We start from the raw sequence: 16,973 nt of genomic DNA, 5'->3' as shown, positions 1-16,973 counted from the left end.
TCATCACGTGCCGCGTTAACGGCTCGAAGAGGAATGCGCACGCGCGAGCATGCTTCGCGGTACGGCCTCGGAAAACGTCGCTGGGTCGCTGTGCTCGCCGCGGCCGGCTTCCTGGCCCCCGCCCTGGTTGCCGTCGACTGGACCAGCCCGCCCGCTCACGCGGTGGAGAACGACCGGGTGGCCGGGCAGTGGAACATGAACGGCGAGCGGGACGGTATCGACGGCACGGTCCCGGAGTCGCGCTGGCTCACCCAGATCCGCCGGATGCTGAACGACGACGGTGTTCAGGTGGCATCGCTCCAGGAGGCCGGCAACGGACCGCCGCCGTCGTCCCACCAGAGCGAGCGGGTCTTCCCGCAACCCGGCGTCACCGAGCACCTGTACAACATCGGGACGAACAGCCGCCCGGACATCGTGAACATCTACTGGGCCGACCCCGGACAGCAGCGGAACGGTCTGGCGATAGCCTCTCGCGAGACGGCGCGCGACGCCGTTCAGCTGCCGGTGGGCGGCAGGTTCAACTCCCGGCCGATGATGGGCGTGCAGTTCGGCGAGACGTGGTACTTCAACGCACACGCACTGTCGAACGGCCCGACCGCGCCCAACGACGCCGAGGACATCATCGAAACGGCCCGGCAGTTCATGGCGCGCTACCACCCCGGCCAGGACTGGGTGGTGCTGGCCGACTTCAACCGCAGCCCCGGCCGGATGCCGGCCAACCTGCAGAATCACATCGTCGCCTCGAATCAACCCACCCATCAGGGAGGTGGCGAACTCGACTTCGCGTACATGCAGAACGAGAACAACTCCACCGTCAACGCCGTACGCGGAGGGACCAATTCCGACCACACCGCGTACGTGCGCTACCTTCCGAACCCGTACTGCGGCGGCGGCTCGCCGCTCAGGCGCCGTGCGGAGGAGGAGAAGAAGGACGACCACAGTGACTCGGTGAAACCCGAGAACCCCGGCACGGGCGGGGCCGATGCCGGCCCCCACGGGACAGCCCCGAGTCCGGGAACAGGTGCGGGCGCCGCACCGAGCGCACCGGATGGTGACGCTCGCGCCACGGGCGTCGGGGAGGACGCCGCCCCCACGGGAAACGGCGCACGAGGCACGGACACGGCTCCTAGCGGTGCCGGCACCGGAGCCGGCGCAACCGACTCCGACGCCCGCGGCGCGGACACGGCGGAAGCCGGCAAGAAGGAGCTGGAGCGTCGTGCGGACTCGATGGATCCCGAGGAACAGTGCCACACCCCTGTTCCCGGGGACACCTACCGCATCTTCCCCCACCACCTGGACAACGCCGTGCTCGCGGACGAGTACCCGGAGGGGAACGCCGCACCGCCGACCGTGAAGAAGCCCTCGGGCAGCGATACCGAGAAGGTCCAGGTGCTCTTCAGCACCCGGCCCGGCGAGTATCTGCTCGCCTTCGACGACGGTTGGTGCCTCACCCGGTACGCCGGTCCGTCCAACGCCGTCACGGAGATTCCCTGCGACCCGCAGACGGCAGTGCCCACCTCGGCGCACTGGAAGTTCCTCAAGGGGCAGATCGTCACCCCGGACCTCGGCGGCACGCTGCAGCCCAGCCCCAACGAGCTGGGCGCACCGCTGAAGACCGAAACGGGCCTCTACCAGTGGCGGTTCGAACCGGTCAGGTGAGGCAGGGCGACTGTCGCCACCGTGCGGTGCTGCTCTCGGCACCGCACGGCAAGCAGGGGGCCACCCGCTTCCGGGTGGCCCCCTGCTTGCTCCGGAACCGCTGTCGCTCGTCGCCCACCGTCGCTGACGACCGCCGGCTACCCCATCGCTGGCGTCTTCGTCCGGCCCGCACACCGATCCACAAGCAGCGCTCGGGCCTGGAGCTGGGCGGCGGGTCCGGGCGACCTGATTCCGGGCCCGGGAGCGCTCAGGACGTGGGCCTGGATCCGGCTCCCGAGCCCAGCCGAACGGTGTGGCGACGGAAGACAGCCCCCAGCTGGGCCCGCCGCTCGGGGACCGTCGTCGCGGTCCGGGTACGCGGCGTGGCGGCCGACCCCTGTTGACCAACCGGAACACTGCTCCGTATTCTAAATGGAACAGTGCTCCGGTTCTCTTCGCGGAGTCCGGCGCTTCCGTCTGTCTCCAGTCCTCCGCCTTCGTCCGGCGGCGGTGGCTGCCCGGAAACAAGGGACACACCCCATGAGCTCATCGACGTCCACGACCGGCATCACCGGCACTCCTGCCCCGGTCCTCTCGGTCAGTCCGGTCGTACTGCCGGCCCCCGACAGGCCCGTGGACCTTCAGGTGCGGGTCTCCGCGCCCGTGAGCGGGGACGATCTGCCGGTCGTCCTCCTCTCGCACGGCCAGGGCTACTCGAATCACCTCTCCTCGCTGAACGGCTACGCCCCCCTCGCCAACTTCTGGGCGGCGCACGGCTTCGTCGTCATCCAGCCCACCCACCTGAGCTCCGCGACGCTGAACCTGGCGCCCGACACCCCCGGCGCACCGATGTTCTGGCGCTCGCGGGCCGAGGACATGACGCGCATCCTCGACCGGCTCGACGAGATAGAGGCCGCCGTCCCGCAGCTCGGCGGGCGCCTGAACCGCGACAAGGTCGCCGTCGCCGGCCACTCGATGGGCGGGCACACCGCGAGCCTGCTGCTGGGCGCCCGGCTCACCGACCCCGACGACGGAACGGTGGTGGACCTGAGCGAGCCCCGCATCACCGCCGGCGTCCTGCTCGCCACGACCGGCAGGGGCGGCGACGTCCTCACCGAGACGGTGGTCGAGAACTGGCCCTTCTTCAAGACCACGGACTTCTCCCGGATGACGACGCCCACGCTCGTCGTGGCCGGCGACAAGGACGACTCCGCCCATCTGACGGTCGCCGGCCCGGACTGGCACGCCGACCCGTACGTACTGGCCCCGGGCCCCAAGACCCTGCTGACCCTCTTCGGCGCGGAGCACGGGCTCGGCGGGATCTCCGGCTACGACGTCGCCGAGACCACGGACGAGAACCCCGGGCGGGTTTCCGCCGTCCAGCACCTGACCTGGGCCTACCTGCGCAGCCGGCTCTTCCCCGGCGACCCCGCCTGGCAGAAGGCGAGCGAGGCGCTGACGGGCGGGACCAGTCCGTGGGGGCGCGTCGAGTCGAAGTAGGACCGGCCGGCGTCCGGGGCCGGGCGGCCGGGCGGTCAGTGCCCGAGGCGGTCGAGCAGCGCCTCCAGTGCCGCGCCGACCTCCTGCGGCGCGGTGAGCGGGGCCAGGTGGTGCGCGGCATGACGCGCGACCGCCCACCCCCGCCGCTCGGCCTCCTGCGTCTCGGCCTCGTACGCCTCGCTCAGCCGCAGGTACGCGCACCGGGACGGGGGGAGGTCCGGCACCTCGGGGGCCGGCTCCTCCAGGAACGCCCACGGCACGTGCGGCAGTTCGGCGCGGAAGCGCGCGTACATGCGCGGGTCGGGCAGCAGTTCCTCGACGGTGCCGGGCGGGAACCACTCGTCCCAGGGCGGCAGCAGTCCGTCCCGGACCAGCCCGCGCAACCGCTCGCGCAGCGCCTCCGGCACGGTCGAGGTCCAGCCGCGGCCGGGATGGGGCAGGAGCGCGTCGACGAAGACGGCGCCCACGACCGGCGCGGCGGTCGCTTCCGCCACCGCGGGCAGCAGGGCACCGGCACCGCTGTGGGCCACGAGCACCGTTCGCCCGGCACCCCCGTGCCGGGCGACCTCGTGCGCGACCGCCGCGGCCATCCGCGGGTACCAGCCGTCCCGGCTCCCGAGCACCGGCGACAGCGAGGGCACGACCGTCGCGTACCCCCGCGCGCGCAGCGCCGCGGCGACGGGCCGCCAGGACGACGGCCCGACCAGCGGACTGTGCACCAGGACCGGGGTGGGCCGTTCCCTCATCTCACTCCTTTGTCCGTCACCACCCCGCCGGGGCGGAGGTCCGCAGGCGGCGACGGGTCCGTACGCCTCCGCCCCTACGGTTTGCGGGCCACCGCGCCGTACATGGCGATGTCCTCGTCCCGCACCCGTTCGTCGTCCGGGTCCGGACGCCACTTGTGGACCTGCACCAGACCCGGTTGGATCGTCTCCAGGCCGTCGAAGAACGCGGACGCCTCGGCGTGCGTCCGCAGATGCATCGGCATGCCCTCGGCCGCGTACCGTTCGGCGACCCGGCCCACCTCCTGCGGGGCGAAGTCGGCGGTGCCCACCGTCGCCGCCAGCCAGCTGCCCGACGGCAGCGGGTCCAGCAGCCGGCGGATCAGCCCCTGGTCGTCGTCCCCGGGGTGGATGAAGTGCAGCATGCCGATGACCAGCAGCGCCACCGGTTCGTCCAGGTCGAGGGTGTCGCGGAAGCCGGCGGCGCCGAGGATGGCGTCGGGGTCCCGCATGTCCGCCTCGATGTAGGTGGTGCGGCCCTGAGGCGTGCTGGCGAGCAGCGCCTGGGCGTAGTTGAGCACGATGGGGTCGTGGTCGACGTAGACGACCCGCGCGGCGGGCGCGACCTCCTGCACGACCTCGTGCAGATTCGGCGAGGTGGGCAGCCCGGTGCCGATGTCCAGGAACTGGCGCACCCCGTGCTCCCGCGCCAGACAGCGGCTCGCCCGCAGCATGAACGCCCGGTTGGCCCGCATGTGCGCGGGCAGGGCCGGCCACACCTCGACCATCGCGTCCCCGGCCGCGACATCGGCCTCGTAGTGGTTCTTGCCGCCCAGGATGTAGTCGTAGACCCGCGCCGAATGCGCCGTGCCGGTGTTCAGCCGCTCGGGTCCGTCCCCGGTTTCCCGCATGGTGCTCTCCACTCCGGCCCCGGTGGTCCGCCGGGGCCTCGAACTCGCTGCCGCCACCCTAGGGCCGTCCGGTGGCGGACCGGCCCCCGGGGTGTCCCTGGCGCGGCGGGACGCCTCGGCAAAGCCCCTGCGCGGCACGGCAGTTGCCGGGACCGAGCCGGATGCCCGCACCACTGTGCGGGTGCGCCGGTGCCGCGCGGCGGCAGGGCGGGAAGGGGCGCACCGCCGGCCGGAAACGGCAGGGCGGCCGTCCGGCACGGACGGCCGCCCTCGGGCGCGGTGCGCCGAATGTTTCCCGGACGCGTGGGGTCAGAGGTCCTTGGCCTTCTCGAAGAACTCTTCGAACGTGAGGACGCCGTCCCCGTTCGCGTCACGGGTCCTCACTATCGCCTCCGCCAGGCCCACCGTGTAGTGGCGGTCGCCCATCTCCACCATCGCCTGCTGGAACTCGGCCGGGGTGACGAAGCCGTCACCGTTCCGGTCGAACTTGTCAAAGGTCTTACGCGCGTCCTCGATACGGGCCACGGGAGTCTCTTCCTCCGTCGAACGAACCGGTCACGTGCCCGGCGGCACGCTCCCGGTCACGCTATCCGGTGCGGAAACCGGCCCCGCACCGGCCCGTCCGCCCCAGCACTGTCCCGGCGGCCCGCACGGCACCCGCGCACCGTGGCCGCATCCGAGCCCCGCAGGTGTACGCACGTGTACGGCCGCCCCGCCCGTGGTAAGCCGACAGAGGCCGGAGGAGCGTCTTCCGGCGGACCGACGGTGACCGGACGAGGGGATGTGGGCAGCATGCCGATCCAGGGGGAGTACGAGCCGAGCCCGGAGCAGTGGGTGCGCGACCAGGTCGAACTGTACGAGGGGTCCGGAGGGACCGAGGGCACGACGATGCGCGGGCTGCCCGTCATCATCCTCACCACGCGGGGAGCCAAGAGCGGCAAGGTGCGCAAGACGCCGCTGATGCGGGTGGAGCACGACGGGAAGTACGCCGTGGTGGCGTCCAAGGGCGGTGCCCCCTCCCACCCTGTCTGGTACCACAACCTGGTCGCCGACCCCCGGGTGGAGCTTCAGGACGGACCCAAACGGCAGGACATGACGGCGCGTGAGGTGACGGGGGAGGAGAAGGCCGTGTGGTGGCAGCGCGCCGTCGAGGCGTACCCGGACTACGCCGACTACCAGCGCAACACCGACCGCGAGATCCCGGTCTTCGTGCTGGAACCCACCCCCGGCGGGCACTGACCGGCCCGGCGGGGACCGGCGGACAGGAGCGGAGCGGACCCATGGACGAGCAGCGCGGCCCGGCGGGCATCCCCGTGCCGGACTCCCGGCTGGCAGCGGAGGCCACCGAACTGGTGCGGGACACCACCAGCGATCTGATCTACGACCACTCGCGCCGGGTCTTCTTCTTCGGCTGTCTCCTGGGGCGGGCCCGTCAGGTCAGCCATGACCCGGAACTGCTGTACGTCGCCGCGCTCTTCCACGACGTGGGGCTGGGCGAGCCGTACCGCACGAGCGGGCGCCGCTTCGAGGTGGACAGCGCGGACGAGGCCCGCCGTTTCCTCCAGGCACGCGGGGTGCCCGACGACAGTGTCCGGCGGGTGTGGACGGCCATCGCCCTGCACACCACGCCGGGCATCCCGCAGTACATGGAGCCCGAGGTGGCCCTGGTGACGGCGGGTGTCGAGTACGACGTCCTCGGGTTCGGCTTCGACGAGATCGCGGCGGCCGACCGGGAGGCCGTCGTCGCCCTGCATCCGCGTCCCGCCTTCAAGCAGAGCATCCTGCGGGCGTTCGCGGACGGGGTGGAGGACAGACCGGAGACGACGTTCGGCAACGTGAAGGCCGACGTCCTCGCCCACTACGATCCGCACTTCCGGCGGGGCGACTTCGTGCGCACCATCCTGGAGTCGCCCTGGCCGGAATGACAGGCGGCTGACCGGCCGGCCGGCTCACCGGCCCGGACGAGGGGGAGCGGCGCGGGCCCGCCGGCCGCGGGGCCGGACCCGCGCCGCTCACGTCACCCGGCGAGGACGGCGTCCCACGCCGCGCCGGCCGCCTCGGCGGCCTCGTCCCGGGCGCTGCCCTCGCCCTCCACTCCCAGCGTCCGCAGGCCGTCGGCCAGGGCCCGGACGGTGTCCACCGCGACCGCGCGGTCGGCGGCGCGGCCGTAGTGGTTGACGCGCAGCATCTCCGTGCCCAGTACACCGGCAGCGGACTGCACCGGCACCCGGCCGTCGGCGGCCAGCGCGGCGGCCACCACCTCGTGCGCGTCCAGGCCCGCGGGGGTCCGCAGCGTGGTGGCCACGGGAGCCGCGTCCTGGTCACGCACCACGTACGGCTCCAGGGCGGGCAGCCGGCGGGCGCCCGCCCGCAGTGCGGCGGACGCGGCCCGGTGCCGGGTGATCGAGGCGTCCAGGCCCTCGGCGGCGATCCGGTCGACGGCCTGTTCCAGCGCCAGCATCTCCAGCTGTGCCGGGGCGTGCGGCAGCGCCTTCCGGCCGCCGTCCAGCCAGCGTTCCTTCCAGTCCAGCAGCGACAGATACGAGCGGCGCGGTGCCTGCGGGTTGGCGAGGATCCGCTCCCAGGCGCGGGCGCTGACGGAGACGGCGGACACCCCGGCCGGGCCGGCCAGCGCCTTCTGCCCGCCGATGACGCACAGGTCCACGCCCCACTCGTCGGTCAGCAGCGGTTCGGCGCCCACCGAGGCGACCGCGTCGAGCATCAGCAGCGCGCCGTGCTCGCGCACCACGGCGCCGATCTCGGCCACCGGGTTGGTGTTGCCCGTGGCCGCCTCCGCGTGCACGAGGCTGACCAGCCCGGTCCCCGGGTGCTCGCGCAGCGCGTCGGCCACCTCCTGCGCACCGACCGCGCCCGTGAACGGTGCGCTGAGGGTGACGACATCGGCCCCGCAGGAGCGCAGCCAGCCGCCGAACGTCTCCCCGTAGGGGCCGGTGACGATGTTGAGCGCCGTGCTGCCCGGGGCCGCCGCCGAACGGATGCACGCCTCCAGCGGCAGCAGCGCCTCGCCTTGCATCGCCACCACGTCGCACCGGGTGTGCAGCAACGACGCGATCTTGTCCTCGACCGCGGCGAAGTGCTCCGCGGTCAGCGGCGGCAGATCCAGCAGGGACGGGTGCTCGGTGTTCGCGGTCACGGTCGCCTTCCAGCCATGACGGGCCGCATCCTGCCACGGCCCCGTTACCGCACGACCTTACGTCCGCCGCCGCCGGGACCCGCGCCCGGCATCCCCTTCGGCGGCCTGTTCCTCGCACGGGGTCATCACCAAAAGGGCCACGTCGTCGTGGTTGCCGGGGTGGCGCAGCGTGCGCAGCAGATGGTCGCAGGTCCTCTCCAGTCCCTCCACCGTGCAGCGGTCGGGGGACGGCTCGTCGCGCAGGGTCCGCAGCAGGGTCTGGAGCCGGTCCCCGATGTCGTCGTGCCGTGTCTCGACGAGCCCGTCGGTGTAGAGCACCAGCCGGTCGCCCGGCTCCAGTCCGACGGTGACCGTGCCGTAGCTGGGCATTCCGGTGCCCAGCGGGGCCCCCGTGGGCGGCTCCACCAGCCGCGGCTCGCCCCGCGCGGGGACGAGGACGGGCGGCAGGTGCCCGGCCGACGCGATGCGGCAGTGGTGGCGGGCCGGGTCGTGGACGGCGTACAGACAGGTGGCGAAGTGCGGGTCCAGGTCCGTGGTGATGCCGTCCAGGTGCCTGAGCACTTCGGAGGGGCACAGCGCCAGCCGGGTGAGGGTCTGGGTGGCGGTGCGCAGCCGCCCCATGGTCGCGGCGGCGTTGATGCCGCTGCCCATGACGTCGCCGACGACGAGCGCGGTGCATCCGTCGTCGAGTTCCAGGACGTCGAACCAGTCGCCGCCGATCTCGTTGTGCGCCCCGGCCGGCTGGTAGCGGGAGGCGACCCGCAGCCTGTCGGAGGTGGTGGCCGTGGTGGGCAGCATGCTGCGCTGCAGGGTCGGGGCGATGTCGTGCTGGTGGCGGTAGAGGCGGGCGTTGTCGATGCAGACGGCGGCGCGGCCGGCCAGCTCCCAGGCGAGGACGGTGTCGTCGTGGTCGAACGGTTTGGGATTGCGGGCCCGTTTGAGGTCGAGGGCGCCCAGCACCTCGCCGCGTGCGATGAGGGGTACGGCCAGGTAGGAGTGCACACCGGCCCGGTCGAGCAGGGCGGCGGCGTGCTCGTCGCGGGCGATGCGCAGCAGGTCCTCGCCGCGCACGTTCGGCACGGCCACGGGCCGTGCCGTGGCGACGCAGCGGGTGACGAGCCGTTCGGGACCGTAGTGCGCCACCTGCCCGGGCGGGTCGGCGGCGTCGGCGGCCAGGGTGGGGGTAGCCCGTGGCCAGTGCCAGCGCGCGGAAGGCGGCGGTCTCCTCCTCGGGGATGCGTACCGGCTGGTCGCGTACCGCCGCATCCAGGACGTCCACCGCCGCGATGTCGGCCAGGTCGGGGACGGCGACCTGGGCCAGTTCGCGGGCGGTCTGCTCCAGGTCGAGCGTGGTGCCGATCCGGACGGAGGCGTCGGCGAGATGGGACAGGCGCCACCGGGCCTGCTCGGCCTGCCGGGCCGCCCGGTGGCGTTCGGTGATGTCGGTGACCGAGACGGTCAGACCGAGCGGCCGGCCGCCCGGGTCCTCCAGCCGGAACACCGAAACCGACCAGGCGCGGCCCGCACCCGCCCGGGTCTGCCCGCCCAGTACCTCACGGTCGATGACGGGCTCGCCGGTCTCCAGCACGTACCGCATCACCCGTTCGGCGTCCCTGGCGTGCCCCGGCGGCAGGACCTCGTGGACGGTCCGGCCCAGGTGCTGCTCGGCGCCGACGCCGTCCAGCCGGCTGAGGGTCGGGTTGACGGACACGTACCGCAGCCGGTTGTCGAGGACGGCGATGCCCATGGGGGACTGCTCGACCAGCCGGCCGGAGAAGGCAAGGTCCCGTTCGACCTGGCGCAGTGTGGTCCGGTCGGTGACGAGCCCCAGCGCGTAGTCGGCGCCCTGGTCGTCGTGGAGCCGCATGGTGCGGAACTCCAGCACCCGGGTGCTGCCGTCCTTGCACCTGACGGGGAAGGACCCGGCCCAGTCGCGGCCCTCCCGCACGACCTCGTCGAACAGCTGCAGCACGGCGTCCAGGTGTTCCTGCGGCACCAGCAGCGGGGCGGCGTGGCGGCCCAGTGCTTCCTCCGCCGGGTAGCCGAAGAGCTCCTCGGCCTGCGGACTCCACAGCACGATCCGCCCGCGCCGGTCGAGTACCACGGCGCCGACCGCCAGGACGTCCAGCAGCCCGCCGGGCGGGGACATGCTGATGCCCGGCGCGCCGTCGGCGTCGCCTGCGGCCGGTTCCTGGCGGTTCCTCACGACGACGGCTGCCTTCCTGGCCGGTGCCTGCCCCTCCATCGTCCCTCGCGCCGCCGCCGCGTGCCCCTCGGGCGGTCACGGCGGGCGGGGCCGGCGGCGCGGTCCGCGTTCCGTCACAGCGTGTCGGCCCCGGCGAGCACCGCGTCCACGTCCTGGGCACCCGCCGGGGAGCCGCCGGCCGCGATGCCGAGCACGAACGAGGTGCGGTCGCTGTCCACGGTGACGAGGATCATCCGCAGACGGGCCGGTCCCTCCTCCCGCGTGCCCCGTACCCGGAGGGTCACCGTGTGCGCCGGGTGGCCGCCGACCGTGGTGGCCCGGGACTCGCTCGGCCCGGCCGTCCGGTCGGGGAAGAAGAACTCCGCGTGGGAACGGGCCGCGGCCTCCGCGTACACGCGCAGGTCGGAGGGCGGCACCACCTGCCCGGACCGGCCACCGAGCACCGTGCCGTGGCCGCTGCCGTCGCCGCGGCGGGGATCGGTGGTGATCCGCGAGGTGAACGCGGCCGGCAGTTCCCTGCGGGCCGGGTCCCCGTCCTCGCGGACCCAGCCCGGAGGGAGCGCGTACGACAGCCCCGCGCTGGTGTCCGTCACCCGCGGGCGGTCGGCCAGTGGCGCCTCCTGCCGTCCCCGTGCCGGCCACCAGGCGGCGCCGGCCCCTGCGGCGAGGAGCAGCACCAGCGCCGTCAGCAGCGCGGCGCGAACGGTACGGCGGGCCCGGGGCGGCACCGGTGGCGGCGGCGGGGGCACGGGGACGATGCCCGGGCGGGGCGGAGGGTGCGGCTGCCCCGACAGCGGTGGTGTCGTCATGGGTACAGCCTGCCCGGCGGTGACCGCCGGTGTCTGAGCACCGCCGCGGGGACGGTACTCACCCGGTTCGGGGCGGGGCGCACGCGCGGCCCGTCCCCGCCCGTGCGCCCCGCCCCGCGCCGGGGACGCGGAGCGGGGCCCGGGCCGGGGCACGGCTTGCGGGCCGGCCCCCGGTACGGCACCCGCGGGAGCCCGGGGTCACAGCACCCGGTGCAGCCAGCCGTGGGTGTCCTTCGCCCGGCCGAACTGGATGTCCAGCACCCGGGAGCGCAGCGCCGCCGTGTGCTTGCCCGGCTCACCGTCGCCGACGGTGAACGCGTAGCCGTCCCCCTTGAAACCGACGATCGGGGTGACGACGGCGGCCGTCCCCGCGGCGAACACCTCGGTGACGGTGCCGTCGGCGGCACCCGCGCGCAGCTCGTCGATGGTGACCGGCCGCTCCTGCGGGACCAGCCCGCACTCCGGGGCCAGCGCGAGGATCGTGTCCCGGGTGACGCCCTCCAGGATGGTGCCCAGCGGCGGGGTCACCAGATGCCCGTCCGCGGTGACCAGGCACAGGTTCATGGTGCCGGACTCCTCAAGGAAGCCGCCGCCGGCACTGTCGAGGTAGAGCACCTGGTCGCAGCCGTGCTCGCGGGCCTCCAGCTGCGCGGCCAGCCCGCTCGCGTAGTTGCCGCCGCACTTGGCCGCCCCCGTACCGCCCTTGGCGGCGCGGGAGTATGTGCTGCTGACCCACAGCGTCACCCCGGCGAGGCCGTTGGCGAAGTACGGGCCCGCGGGCCCGGCGATCACGGAGAAGACGACTTCCGCGGCCGGACGCACCCCGAGGAACGCCTCGGAGGCGAACATGAACGGCCGCACGTACAGACTCTCCTCGCTGCGCGGCACCGGGACCCAGGGCTCGTCGGCCCGGACCAGCGCCTCGACCCCGGCGAGGAAGTCCTCCTCGGGCAGTTCGGGCAGCGCCAGCCGGCGGGCGGAGCGGGCGAAACGTCTGGCGTTCGCCTCGGGGCGGAAGAGCCACACACTGCCGTCGGCGTGCCGGTAGGCCTTGAGCCCTTCGAAGATCTCCTGGGCGTAGTGCAGCACGGCCGCGCTCGGGTGGAGGGAGAAGGGCTCCAGGGGGCCGACCCGGTGGCCGTGCCAACCGTGGCCGTCGGTCCAGGTCGCGGTGGCCATGTGGTCGGTGAAGTGGCGGCCGAAGCCGGGGGATTCGAGTACACGGGCGCGCTCCGGCGCGGGGAGGGGACGCGTCGTCCGGGTCAGGGGGAAGTCAGTGGCCACGGCCAACTCCTCACGCCGATGCGGCAGTCACGGCGGCGGGCGCCGCCGTTCGCTTTTCGGACGCCGGTCACCGGCGTCACGGCAGATGTTAATGACCGTTAAGCGGTACGTCACCGTTCGGGTGCCCGCTCCGCACGGTGCCGGCCGCCTCGTTCCGCCTGGTCGCGCCTCAGTTGACGTCCACGTCGTCGAGGAAGGCCAGCATGTGGGAGAGCACCTTCACGCAGCCGTCCACATCCGTGCGGGTCAGACCGCCGCCGACCTGGCACAGCAGCGCGTGTTCCCGCTCCAGGAGTGCGCTGAGGGCCGCCGAGCCGGTGTCGGTCAGCCGGACGAGGGGGGAGCGCCGGTGCGCCGGATTGGGGACGGTCTCCACCAGGCCCTGCGCCGCCGCGTCGTTGACCATCCGCTGCACGAACTGCCGGCTCAGCGCCTGGGCGCGGCCCATCCGGGGCACCGTCATGGGGCCGTGCTCGCGCAGCAGGTCGAGCACCGCCCGCACGCCGACGGAGAGCCCTTCGACGGGTGCGGTCACCTCGACCTTGCGGTGCGCCCGCCGGTAGAGGGGGCCGACCAGGGAGAAGACCTGGGCCAGGCGGTCCGCGAGCTCGTCGGGCGGCAGGGGGGTGGAAGAGGGAGTCGTGTCGTCCATCTCCCCAGGATGACACCTTGGTTGCCAACTTCGGGGAAATGATGACACCTTGGTTGTCATGTCTGATCGTGGCGCGTCCTCACGAATCCGTACCTTCCCCACCGCCGACGGGCTGCTCGCCTACCGCGAGGAGGGGACGGGGGATCCCCTCGTCCTGCTCCACGGGGGCTTCCTCGACCACGGCATGTGGGAAGCCCAGATACGGGCGTTCGCACCGCACCACCGGGTCATCGCACCCGATGCCCGCGGGCACGGCGCATCCGCCAACGCCACCCGGCCCTTCCGTCCGGCCGACGACCTCGCCGCGCTGCTGCGGTACCTCGACGCCGCACCGGCGGTCCTCGTCGGCATCTCCGTGGGCGGTGCCACCGCCGTGGACACCGCACTCGAACACCCCGGTCTCGTCCGCGCCGTCGTCGTCGGAGGCGTGGGCACCAGCGAGCCCGTCTTCGAGGACCCCTGGATACGAAAGGCCCAGGCGGAACAGCACCGCGCACTGGCCGCCGGAGACATCGCCGGCTGGATCGCCGCCTACGTCCGGATCGCCTGCGGGCCCCACCGCACGCCCGCCGACGCCGACCCGGACGTCGTACGCCGACTGCACGACATGGTCAGCCGGACCGTCGCCAAGCACACCGCCGGCGAACCCGACCACCTCGTCCCCGTGACCGACACCTGGCGGCGCGCCGCCCGCATCGCCGTCCCCGTCCTGGCGCTCCACGGGGCACTCGACAACAGCGACCACCTCGCCATGGCCGAACGCCTCGTCGCCACCGTCCCCGACGGCCGGTCCGCCACCGTCCCGGGCGCCGCCCACTACCCCAACATGGAGAACCCGGCCGGCTACAACACGCTCCTGGCCCGCTTCCTGGAGCAGCCGGCCGACAGCAGCCCGCGTCCCGGCACCGCCGCCCCGGGCCGCTGAGCAGGCGTCACGCCAGGGACCCGCCATGGCCGGTTCCCCGGCGACGGCGTAGCGTCCGGCGGGTGAACGACGCGAACCACACGCCCCAGCCGCACCCCGCCCTCGACGCGCTCGCCGCCGCCCTCCCCGGCAGCGCGCTCGTCACCGACCCCGACGTCCTGGCCGCACTCTCCGCCGACGACGCCGAATGGGCCCCGCACGGCCGACCGCTCGCCGCGCTGCGGGCCGCCGGCACCGCCGAGGTGCAGGCCGCCGTCCGCACCTGCGCGGCCTGGCGGATACCCGTCGTCACCCGGGGCGCGGGAACCGGACTGTCGGGCGGTGCCAACGCGGTGGACGGCTGTCTGGTACTGGACGTCTCCCGGATGAACCGCGTGCTGGAGATCGACGAGGAGAACCAGCTCGCCGTCGTCCAGCCCGGTGTGGTCAACAACGACCTGAAGGCCGCCGTCGCCGAGCACGGCCTGTGGTACCCGCCGGACCCCGCCAGCGCCCCCTGGTCCACCATCGGCGGCAACGTGGCCACCAACGCGGGCGGCCTGTGCTGCCTCAAGTACGGCGTGACCCGCGACTACGTGCTCGGCCTCCAGGCCGTCATGGGCGGCCCGGCCGGCGAGTACGGCACCGCCGTACGGTTCGGCCGCCGCACCACCAAGGGAGTCAGCGGCTACGACCTGACCGGACTGTTCACCGGCTCCGAGGGCACCTTCGGTGTGATCACCGAGATCACGCTGCGGCTGCGGCCCGCCCCCGCCACCGCCCCGCACACCGTGGTCGGCGCCTTCGACGACCTCGTGTCGGCCGGGCGGGCGGTCGCCCTGTGCACCCGGCGCGGTCTGCGGCCGGCCGCCCTCGAACTGCTGGACAGGGCCTGTATGACCGCCGTCGAGGAGTGGAAGCACCTGGGCATCGAACCCCAGGCCGCCGCCCTGCTGCTGGCCCGGGTGGACAGCCCCGGCCAGGCGGGCGACGACGAAGCCGCCGCCGTGGCCGCCGCGTTCACCGAGAGCGGCGCACTGTGGGCGGAACGCTCCACCGACGAGACCGAGGCGGAAGCACTGTTCGACGTACGCAGGCTCGCCTACCCGGCCCTGGAACGGCTCGGCCCGGTGCTCACCGAGGACATCTGCGTCCCCCGCTCCGCCGTGCCCCGCATGCTGGCCCGCATCGAGGAGACCGGCCGCCGGCACGGCGTGCGCATCGCCACCATCGCCCATGCCGGGGACGGCAATCTGCACCCGCTGCTGATCACCCCGCCCGGTGACGACGCCGCCCGCGAGGCCGCCCAGGCCGCCTTCGAGGAGCTGCTCACCGCGGCCGTCGAGGCAGGCGGCACCGTCACCGGCGAACACGGGGTGGGCCTGCTCAAACGCGGCGGCATGGCACGGGAGCTCGGCCCCGAGGTGTGCGCCGTCCAACGCGCCGTGAAAGAGGCTCTCGATCCGCTCGGACTGTTCAATCCCGGCAAGGTCGTCGGGGAAACCGGCAGCGGCGGGAACACCTGGGACACGGGCGGCACCACCGCCCCCACGACCACGGAGCGCAACGGAGACGTCGCCTGACGGCGAGGAGGCGCATGCGATGAGGGTCCAGCTTGGGCAAGGCGGCGTACGCGGCACCACACGCGACGGCGTCCACGCCTTCCACGGCATCCCGTACGCCGCCGGCCCGACGGGGGCCGCCCGGTTCGCCGCACCGGCCCCACCGCCCACCTGGGCCGGTGATCTGGACGCGACCCGGCCCGGCCCCACCGCGCCCCAGCCCGACAGCCGGCACCCCGACGTCGACTTCTCCTCCCTCTCCGGCCCCGGCTGGGTGAAGGGCCGCGACTACCTGACCGTCCAGGTCCACACCCCCGACCCCGGCGCCGGCCGCCTCCCCGTCATGGTCTTCCTCCACGGGGGCGCCTTCACCAGCGGCTCGGGCAGCGCCCCCGGCTACGACGGCACCCGGTTCGCGCACCACGGCGTGGTGCTGGTGACGCTCAACTACCGGCTGGGCATATCCGGCTACGTCGCCGTCCGGGACGCCCCGCCCAACCGGGGGCTGCTCGACCAGCTCGCCGCGCTGCACTGGGTACGGGACAACGTCGCCGCCTTCGGCGGGGACCCGGACAACGTCACCGTCTTCGGCGAATCGGCCGGCGGGATGAGCGTCGCGGCACTGCTGGCCGCCGCACCCCGCGGGCTCTTCCGGCGCGCCGTCGCGCAGAGCGGGGCCGGCAGCAGCGCGCTCACCCGGGCACAGGCCGTGGCCGTCGCCCGGGAGGTGGGGGCGGTCCTGGGCACCGAACCGGCCGCACGGGCACTGGCCGCCCTGCCCGACGAAGCACTGGTGGCCGCCCTCGAACCGCTCGCTCTCCGCCGGCCCGTACCCGCTCCCGACCCCCTGCTGGGACTGTCGCCGCTGAGCCTGGTGATCGACGGCGAGCAGCTCACCGACCAGCCCACCGGCATGGTGGCCGCCGGCGCAGCCGCCGACGTGGACGTCATGGTCGGTCACAACCGCGAGGAGCTGAACTTCTACACCGTGGCGCTCGGCCTTTCCGTGCCGGAGGAGGCGCTGCCCGCACTGCTCGCCCCGCTGCACCCCGAGCCGGAGCGGCTGCTGGCCGCCTACCGCGCCTCGGGCCGCGGCGACCTGTTCCCGGCGGTGGGCACGGACATCGTCTTCGCCCATCCCACCTGGACCCTCGCGGAAGCGCACGCCCCGCACCCCGGCGGGACCTGGCGGTACGAGTTCACCTGGCGCTCACCCGCCTACGGAGGGCGACTGGGGGCCTGTCACGGACTGGAGCTGCCCTTCGTCTTCGACACCGTCGGCCGGGTGGACCACGGCAGCTTCGGCATTCCCGACGACGACGAGGTCAGGGAACTCGCCCGGCGCACCCACGACGCCTGGGTACGGTTCGCCACCGACGGCGACCCCGGCTGGCCCCGCTACACCCACGAGCACCCGGTGGTGCAGCACATTGGCCCGGAGTGGACCCGCACCGAACACGCCGACGGCCCCGAGCGGCGGATGTGGGACGGAGTACGCACTGCCCGGACGTGACGAAGCGGGTGGGAGGGGCTTCCTCCCACCCGCTTCGGGTGTTCGCATGCGCGGTGCTGTGTGAGTGACTGCCTGCTCAGTAGGCGGAGTCGACGTTGTCCATGGTGCCGTAGCGGTC

Annotated in this window: 14 protein-coding genes and 1 pseudogene; 7 read left to right on the top strand and 8 right to left on the bottom strand. The window is 73.6% G+C overall.

Annotation, left to right across the window (positions count from 1 at the left end):
* Positions 1–33: 33 nt before the first annotated feature.
* Both IO40_RS0128360 and IO40_RS0128355 read left to right on the top strand, forming a co-directional pair.
* Positions 34–1,659, top strand: a complete 1,626-nt coding sequence (locus IO40_RS0128360; protein ID WP_016467217.1) for an endonuclease/exonuclease/phosphatase family protein — start codon at positions 34–36, stop codon at positions 1,657–1,659.
* 519 nt (positions 1,660–2,178) lie between these two features.
* Positions 2,179–3,138, top strand: coding sequence for an alpha/beta hydrolase family protein (locus IO40_RS0128355; protein ID WP_016467216.1), 960 nt, complete (start codon positions 2,179–2,181; stop codon positions 3,136–3,138).
* A 35-nt stretch (positions 3,139–3,173) separates the two neighbouring features.
* On the opposite strand, the gene IO40_RS0128350 is transcribed toward IO40_RS0128355, so the two are convergent.
* The 3 genes from IO40_RS0128350 to IO40_RS0128340 form a co-directional block, all read right to left on the bottom strand.
* Positions 3,174–3,884, bottom strand: coding sequence for an alpha/beta hydrolase (locus IO40_RS0128350; protein ID WP_016467215.1), 711 nt, complete (start codon positions 3,882–3,884; stop codon positions 3,174–3,176).
* A gap of 74 nt (positions 3,885–3,958) precedes the next feature.
* The gene (locus IO40_RS0128345; protein WP_016467214.1) at positions 3,959–4,771 is read right to left on the bottom strand and encodes an SAM-dependent methyltransferase; all 813 of its coding nucleotides are present in this window, start codon (positions 4,769–4,771) and stop codon (positions 3,959–3,961) included.
* A 309-nt stretch (positions 4,772–5,080) separates the two neighbouring features.
* Positions 5,081–5,296 (bottom strand): EF-hand domain-containing protein, encoded by a 216-nt coding sequence (locus IO40_RS0128340; RefSeq protein ID WP_016467213.1) that lies wholly within the window; start codon positions 5,294–5,296, stop codon positions 5,081–5,083.
* A gap of 267 nt (positions 5,297–5,563) precedes the next feature.
* Here IO40_RS0128340 and IO40_RS0128335 point away from each other — a divergent pair, with 267 nt between their 5' ends.
* Entirely contained in the window at positions 5,564–6,010 is a 447-nt protein-coding gene (locus IO40_RS0128335; RefSeq protein ID WP_016467212.1) for a nitroreductase family deazaflavin-dependent oxidoreductase, read from the top strand.
* A 41-nt stretch (positions 6,011–6,051) separates the two neighbouring features.
* Positions 6,052–6,696, top strand: coding sequence for an HD domain-containing protein (locus IO40_RS0128330; protein ID WP_016467211.1), 645 nt, complete (start codon positions 6,052–6,054; stop codon positions 6,694–6,696).
* A gap of 92 nt (positions 6,697–6,788) precedes the next feature.
* Here IO40_RS0128330 and IO40_RS0128325 read toward each other — a convergent pair whose 3' ends face one another.
* The 5 genes and pseudogenes from IO40_RS0128325 to IO40_RS0128305 form a co-directional block, all read right to left on the bottom strand.
* Positions 6,789–7,925: a pyridoxal-phosphate-dependent aminotransferase family protein gene (locus IO40_RS0128325; protein WP_016467210.1), complete on the bottom strand. Its 1,137-nt coding sequence runs from the start codon at positions 7,923–7,925 to the stop codon at positions 6,789–6,791.
* A 57-nt stretch (positions 7,926–7,982) separates the two neighbouring features.
* Positions 7,983–10,074 (bottom strand): annotated as a pseudogene (locus IO40_RS34175) (SpoIIE family protein phosphatase).
* 170 nt (positions 10,075–10,244) lie between these two features.
* Complete coding sequence (locus IO40_RS0128315) at positions 10,245–10,940, bottom strand: hypothetical protein (RefSeq protein ID WP_016467208.1); 696 nt, start codon at positions 10,938–10,940, stop codon at positions 10,245–10,247.
* A gap of 198 nt (positions 10,941–11,138) precedes the next feature.
* Entirely contained in the window at positions 11,139–12,224 is a 1,086-nt protein-coding gene (locus IO40_RS0128310; protein ID WP_031176380.1) for a branched-chain amino acid aminotransferase, read from the bottom strand.
* Positions 12,225–12,393: 169 nt separating this feature from the next.
* On the bottom strand, positions 12,394–12,876 hold the full coding sequence (locus IO40_RS0128305; protein ID WP_016467206.1) for a MarR family winged helix-turn-helix transcriptional regulator: 483 nt from the start codon (positions 12,874–12,876) through the stop codon (positions 12,394–12,396).
* Between the two features lie 58 nt (positions 12,877–12,934).
* Between IO40_RS0128305 and IO40_RS0128300 the strand changes: the two genes are divergently transcribed.
* The 3 genes from IO40_RS0128300 (at position 12,935) to IO40_RS0128290 (ending at position 16,855) form a co-directional block, all read left to right on the top strand.
* Entirely contained in the window at positions 12,935–13,801 is an 867-nt protein-coding gene (locus IO40_RS0128300; protein WP_031030175.1) for an alpha/beta fold hydrolase, read from the top strand.
* Positions 13,802–13,863: 62 nt separating this feature from the next.
* A complete protein-coding gene (locus IO40_RS0128295; RefSeq protein ID WP_016467204.1) occupies positions 13,864–15,363 on the top strand; it encodes an FAD-binding oxidoreductase in 1,500 nt (499 codons plus the stop codon).
* Positions 15,364–15,382: 19 nt separating this feature from the next.
* Positions 15,383–16,855 carry a carboxylesterase/lipase family protein gene (locus tag IO40_RS0128290; protein ID WP_016467203.1) on the top strand — a complete coding sequence of 491 codons (1,473 nt, stop codon included), beginning with the start codon at positions 15,383–15,385 and terminating at the stop codon, positions 16,853–16,855.
* The last annotated feature ends 118 nt before the right edge of the window (positions 16,856–16,973 follow it).

It is taken from the genome of Streptomyces albus subsp. albus, from assembly GCF_000725885.1.
Classification (GTDB): domain Bacteria; phylum Actinomycetota; class Actinomycetes; order Streptomycetales; family Streptomycetaceae; genus Streptomyces; species Streptomyces albus.
Note: the sequence above shows the minus strand (reverse complement) of the source record. Positions and strands in the feature narration are given on the sequence as shown.